This window comes from Peribacillus asahii, from assembly GCF_003570725.1.
Classification (GTDB): Bacteria; Bacillota; Bacilli; order Bacillales; family DSM-1321; genus Peribacillus; species Peribacillus asahii.
Genome location: NZ_QWVS01000026.1, coordinates 15996 through 42455 on the forward strand (window position 1 = coordinate 15996; position 26460 = coordinate 42455).

The window sequence follows — 26460 nt, forward strand, 5'->3', positions numbered from 1 at the left end:
TGTGAGAATAGTTAGGAATAATTGTAAAATAAAGTAACTACTTCTATTTTTAATACAATAAGAAATTTGAAGCTGATGCCGTTAAATCTAATTTTATCAACTACTCCGAAAGCGTGCTACTGACTGCAGGAGAGCGTGTGTCATTAATAATGTATAAAAAGGTATCAGAATAGGTAAATAAATGATGAAAATGATGTTTCAGCAGAATGTTTTAGGGAGGAATGTTATGAAAGAGGTAGATGTGGTTATTGTGGGTGCCGGGTTTGCGGGGCTTTCTGCTGCGTGGGAGCTAACAAAAAGAAAGGTAAATATTGCTGTGATAGAAGCTATGGACCGTGTAGGTGGACGTGTACACAGCTTTCAAACAAAAGATGCTGTAACAGTTGACCTCGGAGCGCAGTGGGTTGGACGCTATCAAAGGCGAATAAGAGCTCTTGCTAAAGAATTTAGCTTGCCTCTTGTAAAAACCTATACTAAAGGTAAAATGACATACAATTTAAGAGGGACGATAGAGAAAATAGAAGGGGAACATCCTCCTCTTTCACCTGAAGGTCTTTCTGACTTGTTCCAGCTCAAAGAAAAAATAGAACGCTTGGTAGCAGAACTACCTGAACAAGACATATGGAATTCATCTTTAGCAAAAGAACTAGACACATACAACCTCGATGCATGGATCCAAACTAATATGTTTACAGAGGAGGGGAGAAACTTTTTTCGTCTATTTGCAGAAGTAATGTGTGTAGAGCTTTATGAACCTTCAGCATTAGATTTTTTATGGTGCGTAAAAACAAGCGGCGGTTTCCAGCATGTCTTGACAGCGGAAGAGGAGTGGTTTTCAGATGGTGCGTATACACTTGCGTTGAAGATGGCAGATGCAATGAAAGATCATATATATGTCAGTACGCCAGTAAAAAGAATTGAATACGGCGAAAATGGCGTTATTGTTCTTACTGAAAAACAAGTATGGAAGGCAAAAAAAGTAATTGTCGCTATTCCGCCAGCTGTTAGCGGTCGCATTGAATATAATCCTCCTCTCCCAGCGGAGCGAAGTATAATAACCGAGAAGATTAACCAATCTTCTGTTATCAAGGTGATTCTTATTTATGACAGGCCGTTTTGGAGAGAGGAAGGCTTAAACGGTCACGCACAGTGCGATAGAGGGCTGATCCGGCTTGTTGCAGATAGTTCACCAACTGATGGGAGGAAAGGTGTTTTAACGGTGCTCTCTGGAGGAAGATACGCAAAGGAATTAGCTCAACTTGAAAAGCAACGCCGAAAGCAAACGGTGTTAAAAGAAATAGGGCTCTTGTTCGGTCCCCGAGCTGAGCAACCAATTGAGTTTTATGAAAAAGATTGGACAGAAGAACCTTGGATCCGAGGGGGATATGCGGCTCATTTTCCTCCTAAAATTATTACTTCCTTCGGTGAATGGCTGCATCAACCTATTGGACCAATTCATTGGGCAAGTACGGAAACGGCAGATGAATGGAAATTTTATATGGAAGGAGCGATACAATCAGGAGAACGTGCGGCAAAAGAAGTATTAAATAGGCTTACTTGAATGATACCTCTAAAATGCATTTAATTCTAAAATGTAATAACTCCTAAAAATGAAATGAGAGGCTGATTAAGATGAATATGGAACACCAGTCTAAAACAACACTCAATCACAAAGAGAAAGCAGTGTCGTTTCTACAACTCGTAGCATCGGGGAAAGTTCGTGAAGCATATCAGAGACACATTGGCCCTGGCTTTAGCCACCATAATCCCTTTTTTCTCGGAGAGGCTGATTCACTAATGCTAGCGATGGAAGAGAGTGCAGCCCAAAATCCTCACAAGACACTTGAGGTTAAACTTGCTATCGAAGAGAACGAGACCGTTGTAGTTCACTCTCATGTCAAACAGAATCCCAATGACCTTGGCGGGGCTGTTGTTCATATCTTCCGCTTTCAGGATGACCGAATTGTGGAGTTATGGGATATTGGTCAATCTATACCGGAGAACTCACCAAATAAAAATGGAATGTTTTAACGTCGTAACATGAACTTTGCTGAAATTAATAATTTGCACGAGATTCAAACGGTAAACTGACCGTTGCTACGGCTAAGGAATGGAATAATTGGCAAAACAAATTCTAAAACCATGCAAGAATTAAAAATAAATTATCGCAAAAAAAAACGGTACTCTTTTCCTTTGTTCTGGAGATAATAACTTTCGATAAACCAAACAAGAAGGGACTACCACGGATGAGAGAATTATTTCAGTTGTTGAAAAAGGGGAACAAATCTGCTTTTATCGCAGCTTGTGTGAACACGATTATTGCAATTTTAAAAGGGGTAGCTTTTTTTATTACGGGCAATGTGGCGATGTTTGCTGAAACTTTACATAGTTTAGGCGATGCGGCCAATCAATTGTTTGTATTTATTGGATCTGCGTTAAGTAAGAAATCACCAACAGGTCGATTTCCTAATGGATTTGGACGATTAGTTAATCTTGTTTTATTAGGTGCGGTATTAATTGTTGGGATTATGTCATATGAAACGGTAAAAGAAGGGATTCATCACATTTTGCATCCGGTTGAATCAGAAGGTATTTTGATTAACTTATCAGTATTATCAATTGCCGTTCTTTTAGAAATGTATGTACTGTATAAGGCAATGAAAGAAGTGCTGCATGAAACGGGAACGGAAGCAAAGGGTTTGGCGGTTTTCTACAAAAGCTTTGGAGCGTTGAAGCGTGCAAAACCAGCGACAAAGCTTGTGTTTATGGAAGATATGGTAGCCACATCAGGTGGTTTATTAGCCATTATTGCGATTTTGTTAGCCAGATTTACACCATTTGATACAGCGGAGGGGTTTGCTTCTGCCATCATCGGTCTTATGATGTTCTTTGTAGTTGGACGAGTATTTCTGGACAATGCAGCTGGAGCTCTAGGTGAGGCAGATCATGATATGCAGCTGAAAATTGGGCAAATGGTAATGAACGATCCGGATGTGCGCGACATTCAAGAACTGATGGTTATTAAAGAAGGGGAAGATTTCCATGTTGAATTGGAAGTAGAGCTCGATCCTTCTATTACTCTTGCTCAAGCGGATGATATTAAAGATCGTTTAAGGACGGCTATTTTGAATGAACGGGGAGTAACTAATGTCATTATCGAATTTGATGAAGATGATAAGGTTCCCCAATGGCAAACGGCAGATTTAGAGTAACATTCAAAAGACAAATAGTGATGTAAGCGGAGAATTATTATACTTCTCTTTTTACATTAGTCTTTGTTATAGGACAGCGATTCAATAGTGTTTCATTGGAAAATCGATGCAAGAACCTGTTACTATTAGGATGTTCGTATATAAAGAAAAGGAAGTGAATCTATGGCATTAAATACATGGTTTGAAAAAGGCCAAACATTTGAACAATATCGTACAAGTATGCAAGTGAATCAAGCTGAAGTCACGGCAGTTTATGAGCAGGTACAATTAAATGATGAGGATCAACGTTTCTTAACGGACCTTCGTCAGCGCAACTGGCGAGGAATTGTACTAACGGCGGATTGGTGTGGAGATGCGGCATTGAACGTGCCAATTATTCAAAGAATGGCTGAAGTAAGTGATATTGAATTGCGCTTCCTCATTCGAGATGAAAACTTGGAATTAATGAATCAATATTTGACGAATGGAACGTCACGTTCAATTCCGATTTTTATTTTTATTGATAAAGAAGGAAATGAGGTTCGCGTCTGGGGACCGAGAGCAGATGAGATTCAGCAGCTCGTTACATCGTTAAGAAATAATTTGCCAGAGAGCAATTCACCTGATTTTGAAGAAAAGCAGACAAATATGTATCGTGAATTTAAACAAAAGATTACAACTGATCCCAACATGTGGCGTACAGTTATTGATAGTGTAAAGGTAAAATTAGCATAAATGTAGGGGAAAACGTTTGGAGGATACTCTCCAAGCGTTTTTTTTTATGATTTTGTAAAAGAATTAAGCTATATGATGAGAAAGTTATTGTATTTGATTTAAGTATTTCAATTTTATTCCACATTCACAAATCTTCAATAAAACTTTCATATTGTTAAACATTTCTTTATTCTCCATTAATACGTGCTACATATTCGCTCATTATACTGAAATTAGATTACAAATACTGGAGGGATAGAGGTGATAGGGTTTTTATGAAAAGCATCCTAATGATTGTCCAAAATTTTTATCCTGAAATTGGGAGTGGCGCAAATCGCTTAAAAAATATATATCTGCATTTAAAGAAAAGCGGATATGAGGTGACCGTATTAACAATGAATCCGAGTTACCCTAATCAGAATTTGTATCAAGATGAACAGTTTTGGGATGAAGAGGATATTGAACAGGATGTAATTAGAATTCACCCAGCAAAAGTAAAACAGTACACAAGTAGTATTTGGTTTCGGCTATTTCATTATTTAGAATCGATGTTTTTATTTATTTTGACAATCTTCAAGCTAAAGAAAAAATACGATTATGTATTTATCTCCACACCGCCTATTTTTCCGAGTGTAGCAGGCATGATTGCGAAACGGAAAATGAAGGCGAAGCTTATTACCGATGTTCGAGATTTATGGCCGGAGAGTTTATTGGGGGTGGGTGCATTTACTAATAAAGCCGTGTTAAAAGGAGCTTATTGGTTCGAAAAAAAATTATACAAAGCATCCAATCAAATTATTATTAATAGCCCGATTTTCAAAGAGTATATTCAGGAAAAAGGAGTAGAGGCACAGCGAATTCGTTTTATTCCAAACTCTTTAACAAGTGAAGAATTGAATCTTGCTCTCCGCCCTCCGCCATTATCGGAAGAAAAAATAAAGGTGATGTATACCGGGAATATTGGTTTAGCGCAAGATATTTTGAAACTGCTTAGCGTTGCGGAGCGTTTAAAGGAATATCCAAACATTGAGTTCGTCATTATCGGATATGGTTTTCGAAAAAATGAAGTGGAAACCGAAATAAAGGCAAGAGGGTTGAACAATATTACTTTCACTCAAGCGAAAAGCAGAAAAGCGACTCTTCAGGAATTAGCCGCTGCTCATATTGCCTATGTTAGTTTAGTAGAGAAATCGGTTTTTGATAAAGTATTGCCGGGGAAAATTATTGATTATATGTGTGTGGGCAAGCCGATTGTCGCTGATGTTGCAGGCTTTGCAGCAAACGTAATTCAAGAAGCGCGATGCGGGCTTATAGCTGAAAATAGAAGTGTTGAGCAAATTGCAGATCATATCGTGATGCTTGCTCAAAATCGAGGGTTAATGAACCTTTTTGGAAACAATGGCTATCAATATGCTAAACAACATTTTTACTGGAATCATAATATCGAAGGATTACGCCACATATTAGAAGCTCAGTAAATCATATTCTTGGAGGCTAAGATGTCTAAAAAAGTATGCATGTTTGTTTGGAACCACTTCACAAATGATGCCAGGGTACTTAGAGAATGCTCGGCATTAACGGAAGTTGGCTATGAAGTAGATTTAATTGCGATTCATGATTGGAAAGATGAATGGTTAGCAAAAGAGGAGCAGCATCCAAACGGTTTTCGGGTTATCCGAGTCAATAATCGGATGAATTCGCTTCTGCGTGTCATTCGTTTCATAAAAAAAGTGAAGAAGAGACAAATTGAAATGCTGCTCCTGTTTTTAGTTACGTTCAATATTTTATTGAATCTTGAAGTGATTACAAATTGGTTTGGAGTAGCCATCTATTTTAGTTTGCTTGCTCTAGCAGGAATCCTGATCTTTGCATTAACGAAAACAAAGATTCCAACATTAATGGTTCGAGGTTATATTTTTAGCCAAATGGTGCGATATGGTCGGAAAAAGAACTATGATTTCTATCACTCGAATGATTTAAACACGCTTATGCAAGGTGTACTCTCAGCTAAGTGGCTTCGCCGTAAAAAGCTTATTTATGATTCTCATGAAGTCCAAACGAGTCGAACGGGATATAACAGTCCTATTTACGGCATAATGGAACGAGTTTTGCTATGGTTCGTTGATGAAATCATTACGGAAAATCATACGCGTGCTAAATATCACGATGATCGTTATGGACATTATCCAAACGTTGTTCATAATTACCCGATTCCAACTAACCCTGAGAAAAGCTCGGCTATTAATTTGGCAGAATTATTGCAAATTGAACAAGATGAACCGATTCTCTTGTATCAAGGGGGCATCCAAACGGGACGAGGGTTAGAGAAGATTGTTGAAGCGGTTCCGATGATGGAAAGAGGTACGGTTGTGTTCATTGGCGATGGTCGGCTAAAGCCAGAGTTAGTCAATATGGTTGCGGAACGAAATCTTGAACATCGCATTAAGTTTATTCCAAAAGTACCGGTGGATGAACTTCTTCATTATACGAAGCATGCTTACCTAGGATTTCAAGTATTAAACAATGTTTGTTTCAATCATTATTCAGCTTCTTCTAATAAGCTGTTTGAATATATGATGAGCGGAGTGCCTGTTATTGCTTGTAGCTTTCCAGAAATTCAGAAAGTTGTAGAAGAGGAGAAAATTGGTGTTTGTGTTGATTCACATGAGCCAGCATCCATTGCCGAAGGCGTCAATTACTTATTGAATCATCCCGAGGTTCGCGAGCGAATGAGTGTAAATTGTTTACATGCTCGTAACAAATATAATTGGAAAAAAGAAAAAGAAGTCTTCATTGAAATTTACGAATCAGCCTAAAGTAGTAGATTCATATATAAATCGTGAGGAGTGGGGAATAGATGAAATTATGTACAATGGGATTAGGATATATTGGATTACCAACCTCAATTATGTTTGCTAAACATGGAGTAGAAGTGGTAGGTGTGGATCTTGTACCAGAAATTATTAATCAATTAAATGATGGTAAAATCCATATTGAGGAACCTGGATTGCAGGAGTTTTTAACAGAAGTCGTTAAAAGCGGAAAGTTTCGTGCTTCAGTAGCGCCGGAAGCAGCCGATGTATTCTTAATTGCTGTGCCAACGCCAAATAAAAAGGATGTACATAGATCATGTGATTTAACCCATGTGTTACAAGCGGTGAAACAGATTCTCCCGTTTATTCAAAAAGGAAATACAATCATTATTGAATCGACAATTGCTCCAAGAAGTATGGAAGATCAGGTTGCTCCTTTATTAGAAAAAGCAGGCTATACGATTGGGGAGGATTTGTATGTCGTTCACTGTCCTGAACGTGTATTGCCTGGGCAAATTTTCCATGAATTAGTGTATAACAATCGAGTGGTCGGCGGCATTACAGAAGCTTGTACGAATGCAGGTGCTGCTGTATATGAAACCTTTGTTAAAGGAGAAATTATTCGGACGAATGCAAGTACTGCTGAAATGGCTAAGCTGATGGAAAATACGTTTCGTGATGTAAATATCGCTCTTGCGAATGAATTAGCTAAAATTTGTTTTGAGTTAAATATCAATGTACTTGATGTGATTACAATGGCCAATAAACATCCTCGTGTGAATATTCATCAGCCAGGGCCTGGAGTAGGTGGGCATTGCTTAGCGGTTGATCCACATTTTATTGTCGCTGAGGCCCCTAAGGCAGCCAAAATGATTGGATTAGCTCGTGAAACAAATAGGAGCATGCCGCAGTATATTGTCGATTGTGCTAATATGTTGCTCAGACATCGGCAGTTTCCGAAGATTGCGATCTTTGGTCTTTCGTATAAAGGAAATGTCGATGATTTACGAGAAAGTCCAGCTATTGAAGTTATTAACTTATTAATGAAACAAAAAAATATCGAGCTTACCTTCCATGATCCTCATGTTCCAGTGAGTAAAATGCCGATAGTATCAGCGGAAGAAGCCGTACAAAAGGCTGATCTTATCTTACTCTTAACTGACCATCAAGAATTTAAAGAGATGGATCTGGATATTTTATCTCAACAAATGAACGGGAAAATGATTTTTGATACGCGTAATTGTATTGATCCAGAACGATTTGAACAAATTCAGGTTGTTAATTTAGGCAATATTCATGAATGTAAAACATCGGAGCTTGTGAAAAAATTATTAAAAGCGTTGTAATGAAATCGAATATTGAGTAAACCGTAGCTATATAAAGCTGCGGTTTTTTTGATTGCATAAAATTTAGACTCGGCACTATAAGCAGTATACAATAGAGATATAGTGATAAATGAGGTGAGATAAATGGATGCAGGAGAGTTGAACAAAAGATTAGCAGCACATAAACCTTCTATATTAGGGAGTGAAACATTTTCAGAATTTGCGGTTTTACTGCCGCTCGTTGAGAAGGAAGATGGACTTCATATTCTTTTTGAAGAGCGGGCTCATACATTGAAGCGTCAGCCGGGAGACATTTGTTTTCCGGGCGGAAGAGTGGATCATGATGACCGTGATGAAAAACAGACAGCAATTCGTGAGACGATGGAGGAACTTGGATTAAATAGGCGTGATATTGGCGACCTTTATCCGTTAGATTATATTGTGACACCATTCGGAACAAAGATAACTCCATTTGCCGGTTATATACATAATCTCGATGATATTCAAGTGAATCAAGCTGAAGTAGCTTCTATTTTTACGGTTCCATTAGCGTTTTTTATGGAACATCCACCTAGGATTTTTCAAGTGAACTATAAGATAGAGCTTGATGAGCAGTTTCCTCTTGATTTAATCATCGGAGGAAAAAACTATGACTGGCAGCCGCGAAAAATGGATGAATATTTTTATCGGTATGAAAATCGCGTTATTTGGGGGCTGACCGCAAGGATTTTAACGCATTTTTTAGAGGCGTTTTGTCAATCGAAGTGAGGATGAGTATGAAATTCATCCTCTTTTTCGTGCGTCTAGCATGGGTTGGGTATAGCCCTATAGTGTAGGGAACAAGTTCTGAATTACTATGAAGGGCAGTAGGCGTGATTAACTTAATACAGGCCTATTCAGGGTGACTGAGAATCTGAAGAAAACGATAGGTAAACTAGGTATTTGAAAGCTTAAATTAAAAAATTTAGAATTTTTTAATTTATTTGTTGTATTTAATAGAATTTTCATTTACAATTTCACTAAATCGATTTACAAAACCGATTTAGTAATTTGCTAAATCGATTTATACGCTAGTATATGGAATATAATCCGAATATTATTTAATATTGGTGAATGTTTAAAAAGGGGGGACTGTAGTGTCATCAAGATTTGGTGTTTTAACACTAGGTGACGCCATGATTACGTTAAATCCTGCTCAAACTGGGCCTTTACGATTCGTCAGCCAATTTGAGCGTAAAGTAGGAGGGGCTGAACTGAATTTTGCCATTGGCTGTGCTCGGCTCGGTATGCGGGCAAAGTGGTTAAGTCGTTTAGGTAAAGATGAGTTTGGTCGTGTTATTTATAATTTCGCACGCGGCGAAGGGGTAGATATGTGCGATGTTGCTTATGTAGAAGGGTATCCAACATCTTTGAATTTCAAAGAAATTCGAGAGGATGGTTCAGGAAAGACCTTTTATTATCGATATCAATCGCCTATTTTAACTCTAGAGCCTGAAGATATCACGGAACGGATGTTTGAAAATATTGATCTTGTCCATCTTACAGGTGTATTTTTAGCTATAAACCCTAAAAATGTAAGAATTGCTAAGCGAGTGATAGAAATCTCTAAACAAAAAGATATCCCAGTTTCATTTGATCCGAATATCCGCTTGAAGCTATGGACGATTGAGGAAGCGAGAGCTGTTTATGCAGAACTTTTCCCATATATTGATATTTTGCTAACAGGACTTGATGAAATCCGGTTGATTAATGGAGTAGACTCTGAAGAATCATTGGAAAAATTCGCAAATCTCAACAATATCGATCAGCTTGTCATTAAGGATGGGGCTAACGGTTCAAAGCTCTATACAAATGGAAGATGGTATAAGAAAGAAGCCTTCCCAGTTATTCCAGTAGACACTGTTGGTGCGGGAGATGGTTTTGATGCCGGTTACATTTACGGGTATCTTCATGGTTTATCGATTGAAGAACGCTTAGCATTTGCAAATGGTGTAGGTGCTCTTGTCACGACTGTGCTGGGGGATAATGAAGGATTGCCTTATTTGGAAGAAGTATGGAATTTCATACAGGATGAAGTTGTTATTGAAAGATAAGATGGCGAAGCGTATGTCTATCATTAAAAGATTCTTTCTTTTTAATGAAAGCGCTTCAGTGTGTTCCGTCAACTACAAGGTTTGACCGAGTATACATACCGGATGAGATTGAACAAGGTATTACGATCGCGTCCAATATAAATTTCTTAAAGCAGGTGGAGAAATGAAAGCGGTTCAAGTACGAAAAGCACATGAGCTTGTTATTCAAGAAGTAGAACAACCAAAGATTTCGAACTCTACAGATGTTCTGGTTAAAGTAAAAAGAGTTGGGATTTGTGGATCAGATATGCATATTTATCATGGAACAAATCCTCTTGCTACTTTGCCCCGTGTTGTTGGACATGAAGTAGCAGGAGAAGTCGTGGAAATTGGTCAGGATGTTACCGGTGTTCAAGTGGGCGATCACGTGGTGGTCGAACCTATCAATTATTGTGGAGAGTGTTATGCTTGCCGTAAAGGCCGTCAAAATGTATGCGAAAAACTATCTGTTTTTGGTGTACATGAAGATGGTGGGATGAGGGAATGGTTCGTGCTTCCTGAGAAACAACTACATGTTGTAGATCCCACTTTAGCTTGGGAAGAGATCGTATTAGCCGAGCCTTATACAATTGGAGCACAAGCGATTTGGAGAGGTGAAGTGGAGCAAGGAGATACTGTACTTATTCAAGGAGCTGGGCCTATAGGGATTTGTATCTTAAAAATGGCTAAGCTTCAAGGTGCATCTGTCATGATCACAGATTTAAGTGAAGAACGCTTGGCTTTTGCTAAAGAAAATGGAGCTGATGTCACTGTTCATGCTGGTAATGAAGATGTTCGACAACGTGTACAGGAATGGACGAATGGAGAAGGGGCCAATGTTGTTATTGATGCCGTTTGTTTGCCGATGACTTTTGAATTGTCTTTTGATGTAGTCTCTGTTGCAGGGCGGATTGTCGTGCTTGGTTTTGATGAGCGCACTTCAGCAATCGCTCAGCTTCCAATCACAAAAAAGGAAGTGACTGTGGTTGGGTCTAGATTGCAAACGAATCAGTTTTCAAAAGTAGTGAAACTGTTAAACGAAGGACAGTTGCGTCATAACGGACTAGTTACACACACATTTTCGCTTGATGACGTCCAAGAGGCCTTTAATTTTGTTGAAAAGCATCCAGAACAGGTTCGAAAAGCAATCATTGTATTTAATTAAAGGGGGTGACTTAATGGATAAACATTCAATTATTTATCAAATAACGGAGGCGAAAGTTGTCGCTGTTATTCGAGGGCAGGATGCAGAGGAAGCCATTCAACTGTCTAAAGCAGCTGTGGAAGGGGGAATTCGAGCAATCGAATTAACGTATACCACTCCACAAATTGAAGATGTTTTTAAAGAGTTGCAAAATACGGATGCACTCTTAGGAGCAGGCTCTGTATTGGATTCAGAAACCGCACGTCATGCCATTTTAGCTGGTGCCCGTTTTATTGTAAGTCCGTATTTTGCCGAAGATGTTGCAATGCTTTGTAATCGATATGGCATTCCCTATATGCCTGGATGTATGACAATTCGAGAAATGGCTATGGCTCTTGAAGCAGGCTGTGATGTTCTGAAACTATTCCCAGCAAACCATTTTGAACCTTCTTTCATCAAATCCGTAAATGGCCCGCTGCCTAATGTAAGAATTATGCCAACAGGCGGAATTAATTTGGATAACATGAAGGAATGGTTACATGCAGGTGCAGTAGCAACTGGAATTGGAAGTGACTTGAATAAAGCCTATCAGAGTGGTGGCTATGAGGCCGTAGTTGAATTAAGTAAAAAATACATGCAGAAAAGTGCTGAATAACGGGGGTGTATGATGAATATTACATTTAGATGGTATGGTAGAGGTAATGATACTGTCACTTTGGAGCAGGTTAAACAAATTCCTGGAGTTAAGGGGATTGTGTGGGCCTTGCACCAAAAACCTGTCGGTGAGGTATGGGAAAAGGAAGAAATTAAAGATGAAATCGACTATATCCAGTCGTTTGGATTTCACACAGATGTTGTGGAAAGTGTAAATGTTCATGAATCAATTAAATTAGGCAATGAAGACCGTATGATGTATATCGAAAATTACAAAGAGACGATCCGTAATCTTGCAGAGGCTGGAGTAAAGGTCATTTGTTATAACTTTATGCCGATTTTTGATTGGACTCGTACGGAAATGTTCCATCCTTTGGAAGATGGTTCAACGGCTTTATTTTACGAAAAAGCAAAGGTAGATAAGCTAGATCCAAAAGAGCTAATTCGTACGGTAGCAGAAGCTTCCGATTTAACATTGCCTGGTTGGGAACCAGAAAAGATGGAGCGGATTTCTGAATTGTTTGAAGCCTATAAAAGTGTAGATGAAGAAAAATTGTGGGCGAATCTGGAAATATTCTTAAAAGAAATATTACCTGTAGCGGAGGCATGCGGGATTAAAATGGCGATTCATCCGGATGATCCACCTTGGTCTATTTTTGGTCTGCCACGCATCATTACGGGTGAAGCAAGTTACGAGAAATTAATTGCTATTTCTGATTCACCATCGAATGCATTTACGATGTGTACAGGTTCAATGGGAGCGAATCCTGAAAATGATATGGTTCAAGTAGCTAAGAAGTATGCTTATCGTGCTCCTTTCTCCCATATTCGTAATGTGAAAATTCACGAAAACGGTGACTTTGTGGAAACATCTCATTATACACAAGATGGCTCCATTAATATTAAGGGTGTTGTAGAAGAATTAAGCAAGCAAAATTATACTGGCTATGTAAGACCTGACCACGGTCGTCACATTTGGGGAGAGGTTTGTCGCCCAGGTTATGGCTTATATGACCGAGCTTTAGGAATTATGTATTTACTTGGATTGTGGGATGCCTATGAATCAAGCAAAGCAGGTAATAAACAATGATTCCAATCCATGAGAACTTAGTAGGCAGAGTAGCAGTAATTACAGGTGGAAGCGGTGTATTGTGTTCAAAAATGGCTGAAGAATTAGCCCGCCATGGGGTTAAAGTAGCCATTTTGAACAGAACAGCTGAAAAAGGACAACAAGTGGTCGAAACCATTAGCCAAGCCGGTGGTACAGCGGTTTCTATTGCCGCAGACGTTTTGGATAGAACTTCATTAATGAATGCAAAAGAGAAGGTCATTGAAGCGTTTGGACGCATAGACTTGTTAATCAATGGGGCTGGAGGCAATCATCCTGATGCTATTACGAGTCCGGAGAAGTTTGGGGAAGAGATAGAAGGAAAATCATTTTTTGACTTGAATGAAAACGGTTTTTCAAAAGTTTTTTCCAGTAACTTCACAGGCACATTTTTAGCAAGCCAGGTTTTTGGAGAGACATTATTAGAAGCTGAATCACCAGCTATAATCAATCTTTCTTCCATGAGTTCCTATGCACCGATGACCAAGGTGCCAGCTTATAGCGCTGCTAAAGCTGCAGTTAATAATTTTACAATGTGGATGGCTGTTCATTTTGCTGAAGCAGGTTTGCGTGTGAATGCTATTGCACCAGGATTCTTTTTGACAAAGCAAAATCGAGATCTGCTGCTTAATGAAGATGGCAGTCCAACTGCACGATCTAATAAAATTATTACCGCAACACCAATGAAACGCTTTGGACAATCTGAAGATTTACTTGGTACCTTGCTTTGGCTTGCTGATGAATCCTATTCGGGTTTTGTCACAGGTGTTACGGTGCCGGTTGATGGCGGTTTTATGGCTTACTCAGGTGTATGAGCTAAAGGGTTTTTTCTATAAATAAAAGGACTTTTTGTCACAGCTTATTGATTATGGGAAGGTATTAGGAGATTGTGTTTTTGGTGTAATCGGAAGATGATTGTAAAGCCATTCCTAATATAATAGAATATTTGTTAATGTATCATAAGAGATTTTACTAACATAGTGATATGTACCGGTACAAAAACACAGAATAGGAATGAATGAAATGAAAGCTATTACAATTACTGATGTCGCCAAACATGCGAAGGTATCAAAAAGCACAGTTTCCCAATACTTGAACAAACGATACGAGTATATGAGTGAGAAAACGAGAAAAAAAATTGAAGAAGCCATTGAAGAGCTAAACTACCAGCCTAATATTATAGCACGTAGTTTAAAACAGAAGTCTACTTTTACTGTTGGAGTAGTCGTTGCTAATATTCTTCATACGTTTTCTACACAAATTATCCGTGCAATAGAAAACTATTTTTATAAACACGGATTTCAAATTATTGTATGTAATGCAGATGATCAACCTGAGAAAGAAAAGAATTATATAGAAATGCTAAGGGCAAAGCAAGTTGATGGAATCATCATTTTCCCCACAGGGGACAATCTTGATTTATATAAACGCATGAAGAGTGATCAATTTCCAGTAGTGTTTATGGATCGGGCGATAGAAGAGTTAAATATTGCGACAGTCATGCTTGACAATCACTTTGCGTCTAAATTAGCCGTAGATCAATTTGTCGAAAAAGGTTATGAGAACATTGCAATCATAACTACTTCAATCTTCCGGAATATTAGTCCGCGTCTTGAGCGTATTCAAGGATACAAAGAGGCACTTGAATTACATGGTATACCGGTTAATCTAGATTATATTAAAACTGCGGATGCCGAAGAAATTTCGGACAAGCTTTCAGAATTGTTCGAATTGAAAAATCCGCCTCAAGCCATATTAGCAGGAAATGATATTGTACTTAATGAAGTATTGCGATATATGAAAAAACACAATATGAATATTCCTGATGATGTTGCGGTTATAGGAATTGATGAAGTCTCGTATGCTGATTTCTATACACCGACTATAACAACGGTTAATCAACCGGCAATAGAAATGGCAAACCAAGCAGCACAATTATTGCTTAATCAAATCAATAAAACTGGAAAAGAAGACACGAGCGTACATCGTTTGAAACCAACTTTGCTGTTGAGAAATTCTTGCTAGAGTTCAGGTAAAAAAGAAAGCACTTTTTTACCTGAACTCTACTAAATCGATTTATTTACAAGAAGGCTCTGTTAAACGATATCGTTGCTTAACAGCGTTGTATAACAAAGCCTTCGTAAAATGTAAAGGTTTTGATACTTGGCTATCAAATGGAACCGTTTTCAAAAAAAGATGCTTATAGATTCATTGAAATATACAAGGGGGGTTCTTTATGTTTTCGCAGGGTAGAGGGGTAGTTATTGTTTTCTTGTTCTTAGCGGGTGTAATAAACTATTTAGACCGTTCTGCATTGTCTATTGCAGCACCATTCATTCAAGATGATTTATCTTTAACAGCGACTGAGATGGGGATTATTTTTAGTAGTTTTTCTGTCGGTTATGCTATCTTTAACTTTCTTGGCGGAATGGCATCCGATAAATATGGTGCGAAGCTGACTCTCTTTGTTGCCATGATTGTTTGGTCATTATTCAGCGGTGCACTTGTGCTGGCTGTTGGGTTTGTGAGTATGATTGTTATTCGTGTTCTGTTTGGGATGGGGGAAGGTCCACTCTCGGCAACTATAAGTAAAATGGTCAATAACTGGTTTCCACCGAGTAACCGTGCATCTGTGATTGGTTTAACGAATAGCGGAACGCCGCTTGGTGGTGCTATTTCAGGACCAATTGTTGGTTTTATCGCAATCGCATACGGCTGGAGAATTTCCTTTATTGCAATCATGGTCATTGGTCTTATATGGGCTATTTGCTGGTGGAAATTTGTTAAAGAAAAGCCAGCAGATTCATCTGAAAAGGTCAATACGGGAGCAGCACAGGTAGCAGCAGCAACGGAAGGAAAGTTGAAATTAACCTTTTATTTGAAACAAAAAACGGTATTGTTTACAGCATTTGCGTTTTTTGCTTACAACTATATTTTGTTCTTCTTCTTAACTTGGTTCCCGAGTTATTTGGTAGATGCTCGCGGCTTAAGTGTAAAGGACATGAGTATTGTTACAGTGATTCCGTGGATTTTAGGGTTTCTTGGTCTTGCTTTAGGCGGATTCGTATCGGATTTCTTCTCTAAAAAATTCGCCCAAAAAGGTGTTTTATTCTCACGTAAACTTGTGCTTGTAACATGTTTGTTCCTATCAGCAGTTTGTATCGGCTTAGCTGGTCTAGTAACAACAACAGTAGGAGCGGTTACACTCGTTGCATTTTCTGTATTCTTCTTATATTTGACAGGTGCTATTTACTGGGCAATTGTCAATGATGTTGTCGATCAAAGAAACGTTGGATCAGTTGGTGGATTCATGCACTTCTTAGCGAATACAGCTGGAATTATTGGACCAACTTTAACAGGTTATCTTGTGGATACAACAGGAACATTTACAGCGGCTTTCTTGCTTGCAGGTGGACTAGCTGTTGTCGCATCGCTTGCAGTAACTCGCTTTGTACGTCCAATTGTCAAACCGATGTAATAGATTAATCAACTAGAGTGTCGCGCTCATTTGATATACAAATGGGGTGACACTCTTTTTTTGAAAAATAATCAATAGACAGATGAGATCATCAGATTCTATCAAATTTGGGATTTTCGGTATTCTTTTCGATAATTAGCGGGAGTTCTATCCATATATTTTTTAAAGATTCGATGAAAATGGGGCATACTTTCGAAACCGCACAATTCTGCGATATGTGAAATCGTGTAATTTGTTTCCGATAATAGTTCTTTTGCTTTAATAATTCTTTTCGTATTAACATACACGATTAACCCAATTCCAGTCGTTTCCTTAAAGACTCTACTGAAATGAGAGGGACTGACTAAGGATTGCTTGGCAAGTTTCGTCAAGGTTAATGGTTCACTTAAGTGGTCATTAATATAGGCTAGAATATCTCTAATCCAATCTAAACTATAGGTAGTACTCTCTGACATATTCTGTTCGTTATTCATGCGAATACGACATAAATCAAGCATAATTTGGTGAAAAATCAGCAAAGAGGCATGCTTGGAACCTAGTTTATTTTCCGTTATTTCTTGGTAGATACGTAGAAGCTGTTCTTCTATTTTTGGCTGTTTCTCTGGAGGTAAAGATATTTTGTAATTTTTATCTTTTTTTGTTGCGTCAAATAAATGTAAATAAGAAAAAGAATCATCAACGAAGTTATTATAAATTAATGTTGGGCTGAAAAAGATAATCGTAGACATAATAGGGTCGCCTTGATCCGGCATTGCCCGATGAATCGTGTTATTTGGAATTAAGAATACATCCCCAGACTGCATATCGTAAAAAAACTCACCGATAAAAAAAGTCCCTTTGCCACTATAAACATAAACAATTTCATAATAATCATGCATATGATCAGAAAGTTCCTTTTGAGGGCTTTTCTGATCTTGAAAGACAAAGGAAAAAGGAAACACAATTACATTCAAAAGATGATGTGGTTATTTCTTTACATGAGATTCGTAAAGGGGAAAATATTCGGATTCAAATGGCGGACAAAGTACTCATCGATATCAAGGCTCGTGATGATATTCCGAAAGGACATAAGATGTTAGTACAATCGGTAAAGCGAGGCGAAGATGTTCTCAAGTTTGGCTATTCGATTGGGAAAGCCAAAGAGGATCTTTCTGCAGGGGAGTGGGTTCATACTCATAATCTAGAATCTGGTTTGCATGGAATCTTGGATTATACTTATCAACCAACCATTCAAAATTTGACGGCTGTCGAAGATTCAAAATATACATTCCAAGGATATATTCGTGAAAATGGGGAAGCTAGAATTCGCAATGAAATCTGGATCATTAATACGGTTGGTTGTATTAATAAAACATGTGAAGTGCTTGCGAAAATGGGCAATGAGCAGTTTAAAGATCGAAAAATTGATGGGGTTTATCATTTTCCTCATCCATACGGTTGTTCTCAATTAGGAGATGACTTGACTCACACACAGAAGCTATTAGCGGCCTTGGCTCAGCATCCCAACGCAGCAGGTGTGTTAATTATAGGATTAGGGTGTGAAAATAATCAAATAGAAGCGTTTAAAGAGATTATTGGAGAGTATTCTCCGAATCGTATTAAATTTCTAAAAGCCCAAGAGGTTGAAGATGAATTAGCGAGCGGCGTATGTTTAATGGAAGAATTAGTGGAGTATGCAGAACAATTTGAACGCCAACCGATACCGGTTTCCAAGTTAAAAATCGGGTTAAAGTGTGGGGGATCTGATGGTTTTTCAGGTATTACGGCTAATCCATTAGTTGGTACGGTATCCGATTTTATTGTTGCAAATGGCGGGACAACAATTTTGACAGAGGTTTCAGAGATGTTTGGAGCTGAAACTATATTAATGAACCGGGCAAAAGATGAAGAAACGTTTCAGAAAATTGTTCATCTTATTAACGATTTTAAACAATATTTTATTCGCCATGACCAGGAAATTTACGAAAACCCTTCACCTGGAAATAAAGAAGGCGGTATTAGTACACTTGAAGAAAAATCACTTGGATGTACGCAAAAAGGCGGCCATGCTACGGTTGTGGATATCCGTCCATATGGTGAACGAGTGGTGAAGAATGGACTGAATTTGGTGAACGCTCCTGGAAATGACTTGATTTCGGTCACGGCTTTGGCGGCAGCGGGGGCTCATATCGTTCTATTCACAACAGGAAGAGGCACACCATTTGGTGGCCCGGTACCTACTGTGAAAATAGAGACGAATTCGGATTTAGCTAACCGTAAGAAGCATTGGATTGATTATAATGCGGGGCAGTTAATTGAAGGTCAAAAAATCGATGAATTAATGCAGGATTTATTCCAATACATTCTTAGCCTTGCATCAGGTGAAAAGAAAACGAATAATGAGCAATTCGGATACAGAGAAATTAGCATTTTTAAAGAGGGAGTCATTCTTTAATAGAATAGAGCTCCCAGCTTTTTAGTAGATTCTAAACAGAAAAAGGAGTGTTACTCAATGAAAAGTATCGTTTGTGAGCAACCTAAGCAATTCAAAATGATTGAAACTGAACGACCTGTTCCCAACTCAGAGGAAGCTTTAATCCGTGTGCGGCGTATTGGAATATGTGGAACGGACATTCATGCCTACGGAGGCAATCAGCCCTTTTTTAGTTATCCGCGTATCCTTGGTCATGAGCTGTCTGGCTATATTGAATCCATTCCGGATAATGCATTAGGACTAGAGGTTGGTGACCAAGTTTCGATTATTCCGTATATGGAGTGTGGGGAATGTATTGCTTGTAAAAGTAAAAAAACAAACTGCTGTACAAATATGAAAGTATTAGGTGTACATATAGAAGGCGGAATGAGCGAATGGATTACGGTTCCCTATAATCATTTAGTAAAAACCGAAGGACTTACCCTCGACCAATCTGCTATGATAGAGCCTTTAAGTATAGGAGCGCATGCGGTTAGACGGGCTGCAATTCAAGAAGGAGAGTTTGCCCTAGTTATTGGGGCAGGACCGATTGGTTTGGGGGTTATGGCTTTTGCTAAGGAACAAGGAGCGAAAGTAATTGCCATGGATGTAAACGATGAGCGTTTAGCCTTTGCGAGTAAATGGGCAAATGTCGATTATACGGTGAACGCTTTGGATCATCCTTTAGAGAAATTAGCGGGATTGACAAACGGAGACATGCCTACAGTTGTATTTGACGCAACAGGCAACGCTAAGTCCATGATGAATGCGTTTGAATTCCCTGCTCACGGTGGAAGATTGATTTATGTAGGTTTAGTGAAGTCTGATATTTCTTTTAATGATCCAGATTTCCATAGTAAAGAGCTTACGTTAATGGGAAGTCGTAATGCTACTCGAGAAGATTTTGATTATGTTGTGAATACAGTAAAAAATGGAGTAGTAGATTTAGATTTATATATTACACACCGTACCCATTTGGATGACATGATTCAACAGTTTGAAGGATGGTTAACTCCTGAAGCTAAGGTTATTAAGGCTATTGTTGAAATATAACCTCAAAGTTTTATGAATGTACAAGCAACCAAGTGATGTGGTTGCTTTGTTCATCTGCTCGGGAGTGAAATTTTCTGTTATGAAAGGGAGAATAGGTAACTATGAATATCAACCCAAGTCACGTGAAAAGTCTAAATAAAGATACTGACGCTGTGCAAAGCGGGCATCTGATAGAAGATTATCCCGTTAAAGTGTTGCAGATTGGAGAGGGGAATTTTCTTCGAGGCTTCTTTGACTGGATGATTCATGAATGTAATAAACAAGGGAATTTTCAAGGAAGTATTGTTATCACTCAGCCTCGACCATCTGGAAAAGAAAAAATAGAGAAATTGAAGCAACAAGATGGATTATACACGTTGATGATACGGGGGATTCAAAACGGGGAGAAAGTAGAACGTAAGGAGATTATTTCTGTTTTTTCAAAGGCAGTGGATCCGTATGAAGAATGGGTTGAATTTTTGGAGTTGTCCCAAAATCCTACATTAGAATTTGTAGTCTCTAACACGACAGAAGCAGGCCTTACCTACCAGCCTATTTCTTGGAAAGAAGGAGAACCGATTGAATCGTTTCCTGGAAGACTAACGGCTTTTTTATATGAGCGCTATTTATATTTTAACGGGGATTCAGAAAAGGGCCTTATCATGCTGCCGTGTGAACTTTTGGAGAGAAATGGGGATACATTGAAGCAATGCGTTCTTCAGCACAGCAGGGACTGGGAATTACCGAAGTCATTTATGGATTGGGTGGATCAAGATAATCTTTTCCTCAACTCTCTTGTAGATCGCATCGTAACAGGTTTCCCTGCTAAAGAGGCAGAAGCATGGTTTGCAGAGTGGGGCTACGAGGATTCTTTATTAAATACAGCTGAGCCTTATCATGTATGGACGAAGAAGGTGATCCATCTTTAGATCAGCGTCTTCCGTTGAAACAATACGGTTTAAACGTGCATTGGGTTGAGGATTTAGTCCCTTATCAAATGAGGAAAGTTCGTATTTTAAATGGTTCACATACATTAATGGCCCCACTAGGTATTCTATCTGGATTGGATGAAGTGGGACAAGTTATGAATCACCCAAGTTTTAATGAGTTTTTGCGTCAAGCAATTGAGAAGGAAATTATTCCATCCCTATCTTTTGCCCGTAATGAGATGATGCAATATGCAGAAAGCGTTCTGGAACGTTTTATGAATCCTTTTGTTCAGCATCGTCTGGCCGACATTTCATTAAATAGTTTATCGAAGTTTAAGGTGCGTCTTCTCCCGACTTTGGAAGCTTATTTTGAGAAGGAAGGTAGGCTGCCTGTCTGTGTTGTACGGGCTTTTGCTGGTTTGATCCGCTTTTATAAGGTACAGAAAGTGAAAGGAAGTTACGTAGGGAAACGCTTTGATGGCAAAGAATATATCGTGAACGATCATGTACAGGCAGTTGGATTTTTTAAAGAACAATGGTTCCGTTATGAAGCAGCAGAAATTTCAATTCAACAACTCGTTGAGAACGTTCTTAGCAATCAATCCTTATGGGGGAAGGATTTGAATATGTTTCCAGACCTTGCTGCTGAATTAAGTCATCACTTAGAAAATAATGAGGCTGGTATCTTGTAAGAGAAACTTGTTTGATGACCTATTTTAATCATCAAACAAGTTTTTAGTATAGACGGAACAATCTATTATTCATGATATTGGGCATGGGGAAGATTGTATAATTTAAGGTGGATAGACGTTCATTTTTCCGCATAAATCATTTTTCAATCTTTAACGTTCGGTATAAGAAAGAAACTTCACACATACCGGATAAGGAACGGATACGCTCCCTTGAAGCAGCGTTAATCGCCCTGTTTGCTGATCCCGTGCAAATAAAGTAAGGTTTCCTGATTCCTCATTTGCGGCAACAAGAAATGCTTCCGATGGATCAAGTGAGAAATCTCGCGGCCAATGACCTTCTGTTCCGATAAGTTGTAGTAAGGTAAGATGTCCGGTTTCGCTATCAACAGCAAACACTGCAATGCTATCGTGACCGCGATTAGCTGCGTAAACAAAACGACCGTCAGACGATATAGAAATCGCACTTCCTTGATTGTTGGCGTAGAAATCAATTGGAACAGAGCGAACGCTTTGAATCATCTTAAAACAACCGGTGTTTTTTTCGAATTGGAGAACGATGACTTCCGGACGAAGCTCGGCCATCACGTAGACGTATTGTTGATTTGGATGAAAAACAAGATGTCTTGGGCCGCTTCCAGGAGTTGTTGTTAACCGATTTACTTCATGAAGCTGATCTTGCGTAACGCGATATGTAAGGATGGAATCGATTCCTAAATCAACAGCAATGATATACTGCTCATCAGGGGAGAATCCAGCATAATGAGCATGTGCTTTTTCCTGTCGCTCTTTGTTTGGACCTGAACCTCTATGTTGAATAGTGGATATAACATGGCTAAGAGTGGCATCTTTTTCAATATGATAGGATTCAATAAGCCCGTCTCCATAGCTTGCTGCAACAAGCATGTTGTTGTTCTTGTTTACACTAATATGGCAATACGATCCATTTCCGGATTTAGATGTATGTAATAAAGTTAGTTCACCGGTATTGTGATGAATGGAAAAGCTTGCAATAGCGCCTTTTCCCTCTATTTTATAGTTGGCATATAAAAATTGGTTGTTATCACTAATAGCTAAATAAGTTGGATCCGTTAATGTAGCAACTAAGCGTGGTTGACTAATTGTGCTTGTTTTTGGGTCAAGTGTAAATGAATAGATTCCCTTGCTTACTCCTCTTGTGTATGTGCCAAGGTAGCCAATGAATGTCAATGTATTTCCCTCCTTTATATCTTGTAATTATAGCGTCAAAAAGGTGTCCTCAAAAGAGAGGAACACCATAAGCTGATTCTGTTAAGTAGACGGTACGGCCTCAATTGGAATATGAGAAAAAGAAGAAGTGAGGAATAGCCCTTGATCGGTTAATTTAATTTCAGGAATGACAGGCAATGCTAAAAATGCAAGTGTTAAAAACGGATTAAATTGTTGACTTGCGTTCAATTTGGTTAATGCTTGATCTATTTCCGCTAATTTCGTAATGACTTGTTGATAGGGGGAGGTCGACATTAAACCGGCAATCGGTAGTGACAATGAGGCCAACACTTTACCATGTTGAATAACGACTAAACCGCCTTGCATTTCTTTAATTGTTCGAGCAGCTACTGCCATGTCTTTGTTGTTTGTTCCTGCGATGATTAAATTATGGGAATCGTGAGCAACCGTTGTCGCAATGGCCCCTGACTTTAATCCGAGACCTTTCACAATGCCGAGCCCAATATTTCTAGTATGATGATGTCGTTCAATCACAGCTAAAGTTAAGTGATCGATATCGCTTGAATATTGAAATACACCTGTATCGTCAACATTCACTTTTTCGACTAGATGTTTTGTAATAAGACTATTTGGGATGATTTCGATAATATTAGCTAAGTTATTTGCGAAAGAAATAGCAAAGTCCGTTGCTTGTAACTCATGAAAATGAACGGTATTTTTCAATGTATCTTCTATGCCCAATGGTTGTACTTCTGGAAAATGAATTAGTTCACCTTGGGCACAAACTAGTTCTCCGCTTTTATAAACCGAGTCAATACTAATGGAAGATAAATCATTGAGTAATAAAAAATCTGCTTTATATCCAGGAGCGATGGCTCCTTGATTCGCTAATCCAAAACATTGTGCTGTGTGAATAGAGGCCATTTTAATCGCATTAATCGGTTCGATCCCGTGTGCAATGGCTAAGCGAACATTATAATCGATGCTTCCTTCATGATGAATATCATCTAGATGACGGTCATCTGTGACAAACAGGCAGCGGTGAATATTGTTTTGGTTGATAGCGGGAAGAAGGTTGATTAAGTCTTTGGCAACGGTACCTTCTCGAAGCATTAAATACATACCATTTCGAAGTCGTGCCTGAGCCTCTTTAGCTGTTGTACTTTCGTGATCAGTTGTAATATGAGCACTTCCATACACGTTTAGCTGTTGGTTTGTTAATCCGGCGGCATGACCATCTATTTTTTTATGCAAGGAGTTTGCATCTGTTAATTTTTGTAGCATATCAGCATCACAACTTTCGACAGCTGGATAATTCATTACTTCTGCCAATCCAAGTACGCGGGGGTGCTGATAAAATGGTAATAAATCTGAGCTGTTTAATGTCGCACCAGCATGTTCAAAAGAAGTAGCGGGAACGCAAGAGGGGAGCATAAAGTAGAAGTCAAAAGGGAGCTGCTCCGATTGTTCCAGCATATATTGAATGCCCGTTGATCCAGCAACATTAGCAATCTCATGAGGATCAGCGATGACACATGTTACACCGTGCACAAGCAGTGCTTTCGCAAATTCTGAAGGACGAACCATAGAGGATTCGATATGAACATGCCCATCAATGAAGGATGGTGATACATACTTTCCTTCGGCATCGATTTCTGTTTTACCTGTATATGTTCCGATGCCGGCAAAAAAGCCGTCCACAAGGGCGATGTCTCCTTCGAAAATATTTCCGTTAAACACATCGATAATTTTTCCATTTTTAATGACGCAATCAGCCGTTTCTTTCCCGGAAGCTACGTTAATTCGTTTTTGCAACATACGTTGATCCATCGGTTCATCACTCCTTTGTCACGCCATCTCTTTTGAATTAGGTCCTGTTATGCTAGACTATTGATTTTTTCTCTTATTTATATTATCAACAATATTATTTAACAAAGCTTTGAATTAATATTCTACTTTGTCGCTGAAAGTTTCCCATGTTCTAAATGGTAAATCATAGTTTGGAGTATCTAATTTTTTCATTTGTAAGGAGCGTTGATGGATGGGGAGCTCTAACTCTTCATAGATAAATTGATCATCGAAACCGATAGAAGCAGCATCTTCTTTTGTACAAGCATAATAAACGGCTTTTGGGCGTGCCCAGTATAAAGCACCAATACACATTGGGCAGGGCTCGCAGCTTGTATACACTTCACAATCGTCTAGTTGGAAGGAATTCAAATTTTTGCATGCATCGCGAATTGCTTGAACTTCAGCATGGGCTGTTGGATCATTTGTTGTTGTGACATTATTACATCCTTTACCGATAATTTTTCCATCTTTAACAATCACGGCTCCAAAGGGACCGCCGCCTTTCGCTAACACATTGTCTTTTGCTAGTTGAACAGCCATATCCATGAATTTTACATCCATGTTTAACACTCCCTTTCGTTATGAATGTTAATGTTAAAATTTGTAACATAACTCATATATACATATTACCATGAAATGGGTTTGATGACATGCTAAGTGTGTATAAAAGGGGATGTATCCTAGCCTAATTTTACTTTCGTTATACGAAGTGATAGAGTTGGATATAAATATTTTAGTAGTGAAGGTGAAAAAGTTGGAGTTTTTAGGTGTATTATTGCCGATTTTTGGTATCTTTGTTTTAGGATTTATCGGTCAGAAGAAATTTCATTTAGAGCCAAAAGCAATCTCGACGGTGTCCGTTTATTTAATGTCACCTTTTCTTGTTTTTCGCACTTTTTATACAACGGAATTTAATACGGATTATTTATTTTTAATTTTCTTTACATTTATTCTTTGTATATCGCTCGTTTTAATTGTTTATATTGTTTCGTTTATTCGTTCGTATTCGCGAACGGAAACGTGCAGCCTAATTTTGGCTTCGGCATTTATGAATAATGGTAATTATGGTACACCGGTTGTTTTCTTATTATTTGGTGCTGTTGGTTTAGATTATGCAATTGTCCTGATGGTCGGTCAACAGCTTGTAATGTGTACGATTGGGATTTATTATGCGGCAAAGGGAAGTCCTGAAGGAAATGGAATGCAGTCTGCGCTTCGTGCCGTCAGACGAATGCCTATTGTATACGGTGCAATAGCGGGTTGGTTGTTTCATTTCTTCCATATCCCATTAAGTAAACCGATTATGGAAGCTATTAGTCTTGTGGCGGATGCAGCGATCCCAACCGTAATGCTTGTACTAGGAATGCAGTTAGCGAACATTTCGTTGCGAAAAATGAAAGTACGAAGAATTTCGCTTGCTTTGTTTCTTAAATTAGCGATTTCGCCAACAATCGCATTTTTACTAACACTGATTCTCCCTGTAGATGAAGTTATTAAACAGATTATGATTATTGTTGCGGCGATGCCATCTGCAGCTAATACGACGATGTACGCCCTGCAATTTGACACAGCACCCGAATTTGTTTCCAGTGTAACATTTATTAGTACGGTCTTAAGTTTGGTTACTTTGCCAATTGTTTTTCTTATATTATTATAGATTTTATAAATTTACATTTATTCACAAAACGTAAGAAAAGACTTTTTGAACAGAACGTTATAAAATTTACTTAATTACTTTAGCTATGTTAAATGATCTTGTT

24 protein-coding genes are annotated in these 26460 nt (G+C 38.5%); 20 read left to right on the forward strand and 4 right to left on the reverse strand.

Annotation, left to right across the window (positions count from 1 at the left end; genetic code table 11):
* Positions 1 to 226 precede the first annotated feature (226 nt).
* The 15 genes from D1953_RS13915 (at position 227) to D1953_RS13985 (ending at position 16538) form a co-directional block, all read left to right on the forward strand.
* The gene (locus tag D1953_RS13915; RefSeq protein ID WP_182480611.1) at positions 227 to 1561 is read left to right on the forward strand and encodes a flavin monoamine oxidase family protein; all 1335 of its coding nucleotides are present in this window, start codon (positions 227 to 229) and stop codon (positions 1559 to 1561) included.
* A gap of 71 nt (positions 1562 to 1632) precedes the next feature.
* Complete coding sequence (locus D1953_RS13920; protein ID WP_119117804.1) at positions 1633 to 2031, forward strand: nuclear transport factor 2 family protein; 399 nt, start codon at positions 1633 to 1635, stop codon at positions 2029 to 2031.
* A gap of 215 nt (positions 2032 to 2246) precedes the next feature.
* Positions 2247 to 3212 (forward strand): cation diffusion facilitator family transporter, encoded by a 966-nt coding sequence (locus D1953_RS13925; RefSeq protein ID WP_119117805.1) that lies wholly within the window; start codon positions 2247 to 2249, stop codon positions 3210 to 3212.
* A 162-nt stretch (positions 3213 to 3374) separates the two neighbouring features.
* Positions 3375 to 3926, forward strand: coding sequence for a thioredoxin family protein (locus D1953_RS13930; RefSeq protein WP_119117806.1), 552 nt, complete (start codon positions 3375 to 3377; stop codon positions 3924 to 3926).
* Between the two features lie 254 nt (positions 3927 to 4180).
* On the forward strand, positions 4181 to 5383 hold the full coding sequence (locus D1953_RS13935) for a glycosyltransferase family 4 protein (protein WP_182480612.1): 1203 nt from the start codon (positions 4181 to 4183) through the stop codon (positions 5381 to 5383).
* Between the two features lie 21 nt (positions 5384 to 5404).
* On the forward strand, positions 5405 to 6721 hold the full coding sequence (locus D1953_RS13940) for a glycosyltransferase (protein WP_245980133.1): 1317 nt from the start codon (positions 5405 to 5407) through the stop codon (positions 6719 to 6721).
* A 41-nt stretch (positions 6722 to 6762) separates the two neighbouring features.
* Positions 6763 to 8064: a nucleotide sugar dehydrogenase gene (locus D1953_RS13945; RefSeq protein WP_119117808.1), complete on the forward strand. Its 1302-nt coding sequence runs from the start codon at positions 6763 to 6765 to the stop codon at positions 8062 to 8064.
* A 123-nt stretch (positions 8065 to 8187) separates the two neighbouring features.
* Positions 8188 to 8811: an NUDIX hydrolase gene (locus tag D1953_RS13950; protein WP_119117809.1), complete on the forward strand. Its 624-nt coding sequence runs from the start codon at positions 8188 to 8190 to the stop codon at positions 8809 to 8811.
* 368 nt (positions 8812 to 9179) lie between these two features.
* Complete coding sequence (locus tag D1953_RS13955; RefSeq protein WP_119117810.1) at positions 9180 to 10136, forward strand: sugar kinase; 957 nt, start codon at positions 9180 to 9182, stop codon at positions 10134 to 10136.
* A 163-nt stretch (positions 10137 to 10299) separates the two neighbouring features.
* The gene (locus D1953_RS13960) at positions 10300 to 11319 is read left to right on the forward strand and encodes a zinc-binding alcohol dehydrogenase family protein (RefSeq protein WP_119117811.1); all 1020 of its coding nucleotides are present in this window, start codon (positions 10300 to 10302) and stop codon (positions 11317 to 11319) included.
* 13 nt (positions 11320 to 11332) lie between these two features.
* Positions 11333 to 11953 (forward strand): bifunctional 2-keto-4-hydroxyglutarate aldolase/2-keto-3-deoxy-6-phosphogluconate aldolase, encoded by a 621-nt coding sequence (locus D1953_RS13965; RefSeq protein WP_119117812.1) that lies wholly within the window; start codon positions 11333 to 11335, stop codon positions 11951 to 11953.
* A 12-nt stretch (positions 11954 to 11965) separates the two neighbouring features.
* On the forward strand, positions 11966 to 13042 hold the full coding sequence (uxuA, locus tag D1953_RS13970; RefSeq protein ID WP_119117813.1) for a mannonate dehydratase: 1077 nt from the start codon (positions 11966 to 11968) through the stop codon (positions 13040 to 13042).
* Positions 13039 to 13875, forward strand: coding sequence for an SDR family oxidoreductase (locus tag D1953_RS13975; protein WP_119117814.1), 837 nt, complete (start codon positions 13039 to 13041; stop codon positions 13873 to 13875). Before uxuA ends, D1953_RS13975 begins: the two co-directional genes overlap by 4 nt.
* A gap of 208 nt (positions 13876 to 14083) precedes the next feature.
* Positions 14084 to 15085 carry a LacI family DNA-binding transcriptional regulator gene (locus D1953_RS13980; RefSeq protein ID WP_119117815.1) on the forward strand — a complete coding sequence of 334 codons (1002 nt, stop codon included), beginning with the start codon at positions 14084 to 14086 and terminating at the stop codon, positions 15083 to 15085.
* A 211-nt stretch (positions 15086 to 15296) separates the two neighbouring features.
* Positions 15297 to 16538, forward strand: a complete 1242-nt coding sequence (locus D1953_RS13985) for an MFS transporter (protein WP_119117816.1) — start codon at positions 15297 to 15299, stop codon at positions 16536 to 16538.
* 101 nt (positions 16539 to 16639) lie between these two features.
* Here D1953_RS13985 and D1953_RS13990 read toward each other — a convergent pair whose 3' ends face one another.
* Positions 16640 to 17479 (reverse strand): AraC family transcriptional regulator, encoded by an 840-nt coding sequence (locus tag D1953_RS13990; RefSeq protein WP_281271555.1) that lies wholly within the window; start codon positions 17477 to 17479, stop codon positions 16640 to 16642.
* A 20-nt stretch (positions 17480 to 17499) separates the two neighbouring features.
* Here D1953_RS13990 and D1953_RS13995 point away from each other — a divergent pair, with 20 nt between their 5' ends.
* From D1953_RS13995 to D1953_RS14010, 4 genes are all read left to right on the forward strand, one after another.
* Complete coding sequence (locus D1953_RS13995; protein ID WP_425454277.1) at positions 17500 to 18972, forward strand: UxaA family hydrolase; 1473 nt, start codon at positions 17500 to 17502, stop codon at positions 18970 to 18972.
* Positions 18973 to 19029: 57 nt separating this feature from the next.
* Positions 19030 to 20043 (forward strand): zinc-binding alcohol dehydrogenase family protein, encoded by a 1014-nt coding sequence (locus tag D1953_RS14000; RefSeq protein WP_119117818.1) that lies wholly within the window; start codon positions 19030 to 19032, stop codon positions 20041 to 20043.
* A gap of 101 nt (positions 20044 to 20144) precedes the next feature.
* Positions 20145 to 20951 carry a mannitol dehydrogenase family protein gene (locus tag D1953_RS14005; protein WP_119117819.1) on the forward strand — a complete coding sequence of 269 codons (807 nt, stop codon included), beginning with the start codon at positions 20145 to 20147 and terminating at the stop codon, positions 20949 to 20951.
* Complete coding sequence (locus D1953_RS14010; RefSeq protein WP_119117820.1) at positions 20924 to 21643, forward strand: mannitol dehydrogenase family protein; 720 nt, start codon at positions 20924 to 20926, stop codon at positions 21641 to 21643. The genes D1953_RS14005 and D1953_RS14010 overlap by 28 nt, the downstream gene beginning before the upstream one ends.
* 150 nt (positions 21644 to 21793) lie before the next feature.
* On the opposite strand, the gene D1953_RS14015 is transcribed toward D1953_RS14010, so the two are convergent.
* From D1953_RS14015 to D1953_RS14025, 3 genes are all read right to left on the reverse strand, one after another.
* Entirely contained in the window at positions 21794 to 22867 is a 1074-nt protein-coding gene (locus D1953_RS14015; RefSeq protein WP_425454278.1) for a lactonase family protein, read from the reverse strand.
* Between the two features lie 63 nt (positions 22868 to 22930).
* Positions 22931 to 24679 (reverse strand): adenine deaminase, encoded by a 1749-nt coding sequence (ade, locus tag D1953_RS14020; protein ID WP_119117822.1) that lies wholly within the window; start codon positions 24677 to 24679, stop codon positions 22931 to 22933.
* Positions 24680 to 24793: 114 nt separating this feature from the next.
* Positions 24794 to 25261, reverse strand: coding sequence for a nucleoside deaminase (locus D1953_RS14025; protein WP_119117823.1), 468 nt, complete (start codon positions 25259 to 25261; stop codon positions 24794 to 24796).
* A gap of 193 nt (positions 25262 to 25454) precedes the next feature.
* On the opposite strand from D1953_RS14025, the gene D1953_RS14030 reads away from it, so the two are divergent.
* Positions 25455 to 26357 carry an AEC family transporter gene (locus D1953_RS14030; protein WP_119117824.1) on the forward strand — a complete coding sequence of 301 codons (903 nt, stop codon included), beginning with the start codon at positions 25455 to 25457 and terminating at the stop codon, positions 26355 to 26357.
* Positions 26358 to 26460: the final 103 nt, after the last annotated feature.

Coding starts and splice junctions, on each gene's coding strand:
- D1953_RS13915 (WP_182480611.1), top strand. CDS start 227: ATGAAAGAGGTAGATGTGGTTATTGTGGGTGCCGGGTTTGCGGGGCTT.
- D1953_RS13920 (WP_119117804.1), top strand. CDS start 1,633: ATGAATATGGAACACCAGTCTAAAACAACACTCAATCACAAAGAGAAA.
- D1953_RS13925 (WP_119117805.1), top strand. CDS start 2,247: ATGAGAGAATTATTTCAGTTGTTGAAAAAGGGGAACAAATCTGCTTTT.
- D1953_RS13930 (WP_119117806.1), top strand. CDS start 3,375: ATGGCATTAAATACATGGTTTGAAAAAGGCCAAACATTTGAACAATAT.
- D1953_RS13935 (WP_182480612.1), top strand. CDS start 4,181: ATGAAAAGCATCCTAATGATTGTCCAAAATTTTTATCCTGAAATTGGG.
- D1953_RS13940 (WP_245980133.1), top strand. CDS start 5,405: ATGTCTAAAAAAGTATGCATGTTTGTTTGGAACCACTTCACAAATGAT.
- D1953_RS13945 (WP_119117808.1), top strand. CDS start 6,763: ATGAAATTATGTACAATGGGATTAGGATATATTGGATTACCAACCTCA.
- D1953_RS13950 (WP_119117809.1), top strand. CDS start 8,188: ATGGATGCAGGAGAGTTGAACAAAAGATTAGCAGCACATAAACCTTCT.
- D1953_RS13960 (WP_119117811.1), top strand. CDS start 10,300: ATGAAAGCGGTTCAAGTACGAAAAGCACATGAGCTTGTTATTCAAGAA.
- D1953_RS13965 (WP_119117812.1), top strand. CDS start 11,333: ATGGATAAACATTCAATTATTTATCAAATAACGGAGGCGAAAGTTGTC.
- uxuA (WP_119117813.1), top strand. CDS start 11,966: ATGAATATTACATTTAGATGGTATGGTAGAGGTAATGATACTGTCACT.
- D1953_RS13975 (WP_119117814.1), top strand. CDS start 13,039: ATGATTCCAATCCATGAGAACTTAGTAGGCAGAGTAGCAGTAATTACA.
- D1953_RS13980 (WP_119117815.1), top strand. CDS start 14,084: ATGAAAGCTATTACAATTACTGATGTCGCCAAACATGCGAAGGTATCA.
- D1953_RS13985 (WP_119117816.1), top strand. CDS start 15,297: ATGTTTTCGCAGGGTAGAGGGGTAGTTATTGTTTTCTTGTTCTTAGCG.
- D1953_RS14000 (WP_119117818.1), top strand. CDS start 19,030: ATGAAAAGTATCGTTTGTGAGCAACCTAAGCAATTCAAAATGATTGAA.
- D1953_RS14005 (WP_119117819.1), top strand. CDS start 20,145: ATGAATATCAACCCAAGTCACGTGAAAAGTCTAAATAAAGATACTGAC.
- D1953_RS14010 (WP_119117820.1), top strand. CDS start 20,924: ATGGACGAAGAAGGTGATCCATCTTTAGATCAGCGTCTTCCGTTGAAA.
- ade (WP_119117822.1), bottom strand. CDS start 24,679: ATGGATCAACGTATGTTGCAAAAACGAATTAACGTAGCTTCCGGGAAA.
- D1953_RS14025 (WP_119117823.1), bottom strand. CDS start 25,261: ATGGATGTAAAATTCATGGATATGGCTGTTCAACTAGCAAAAGACAAT.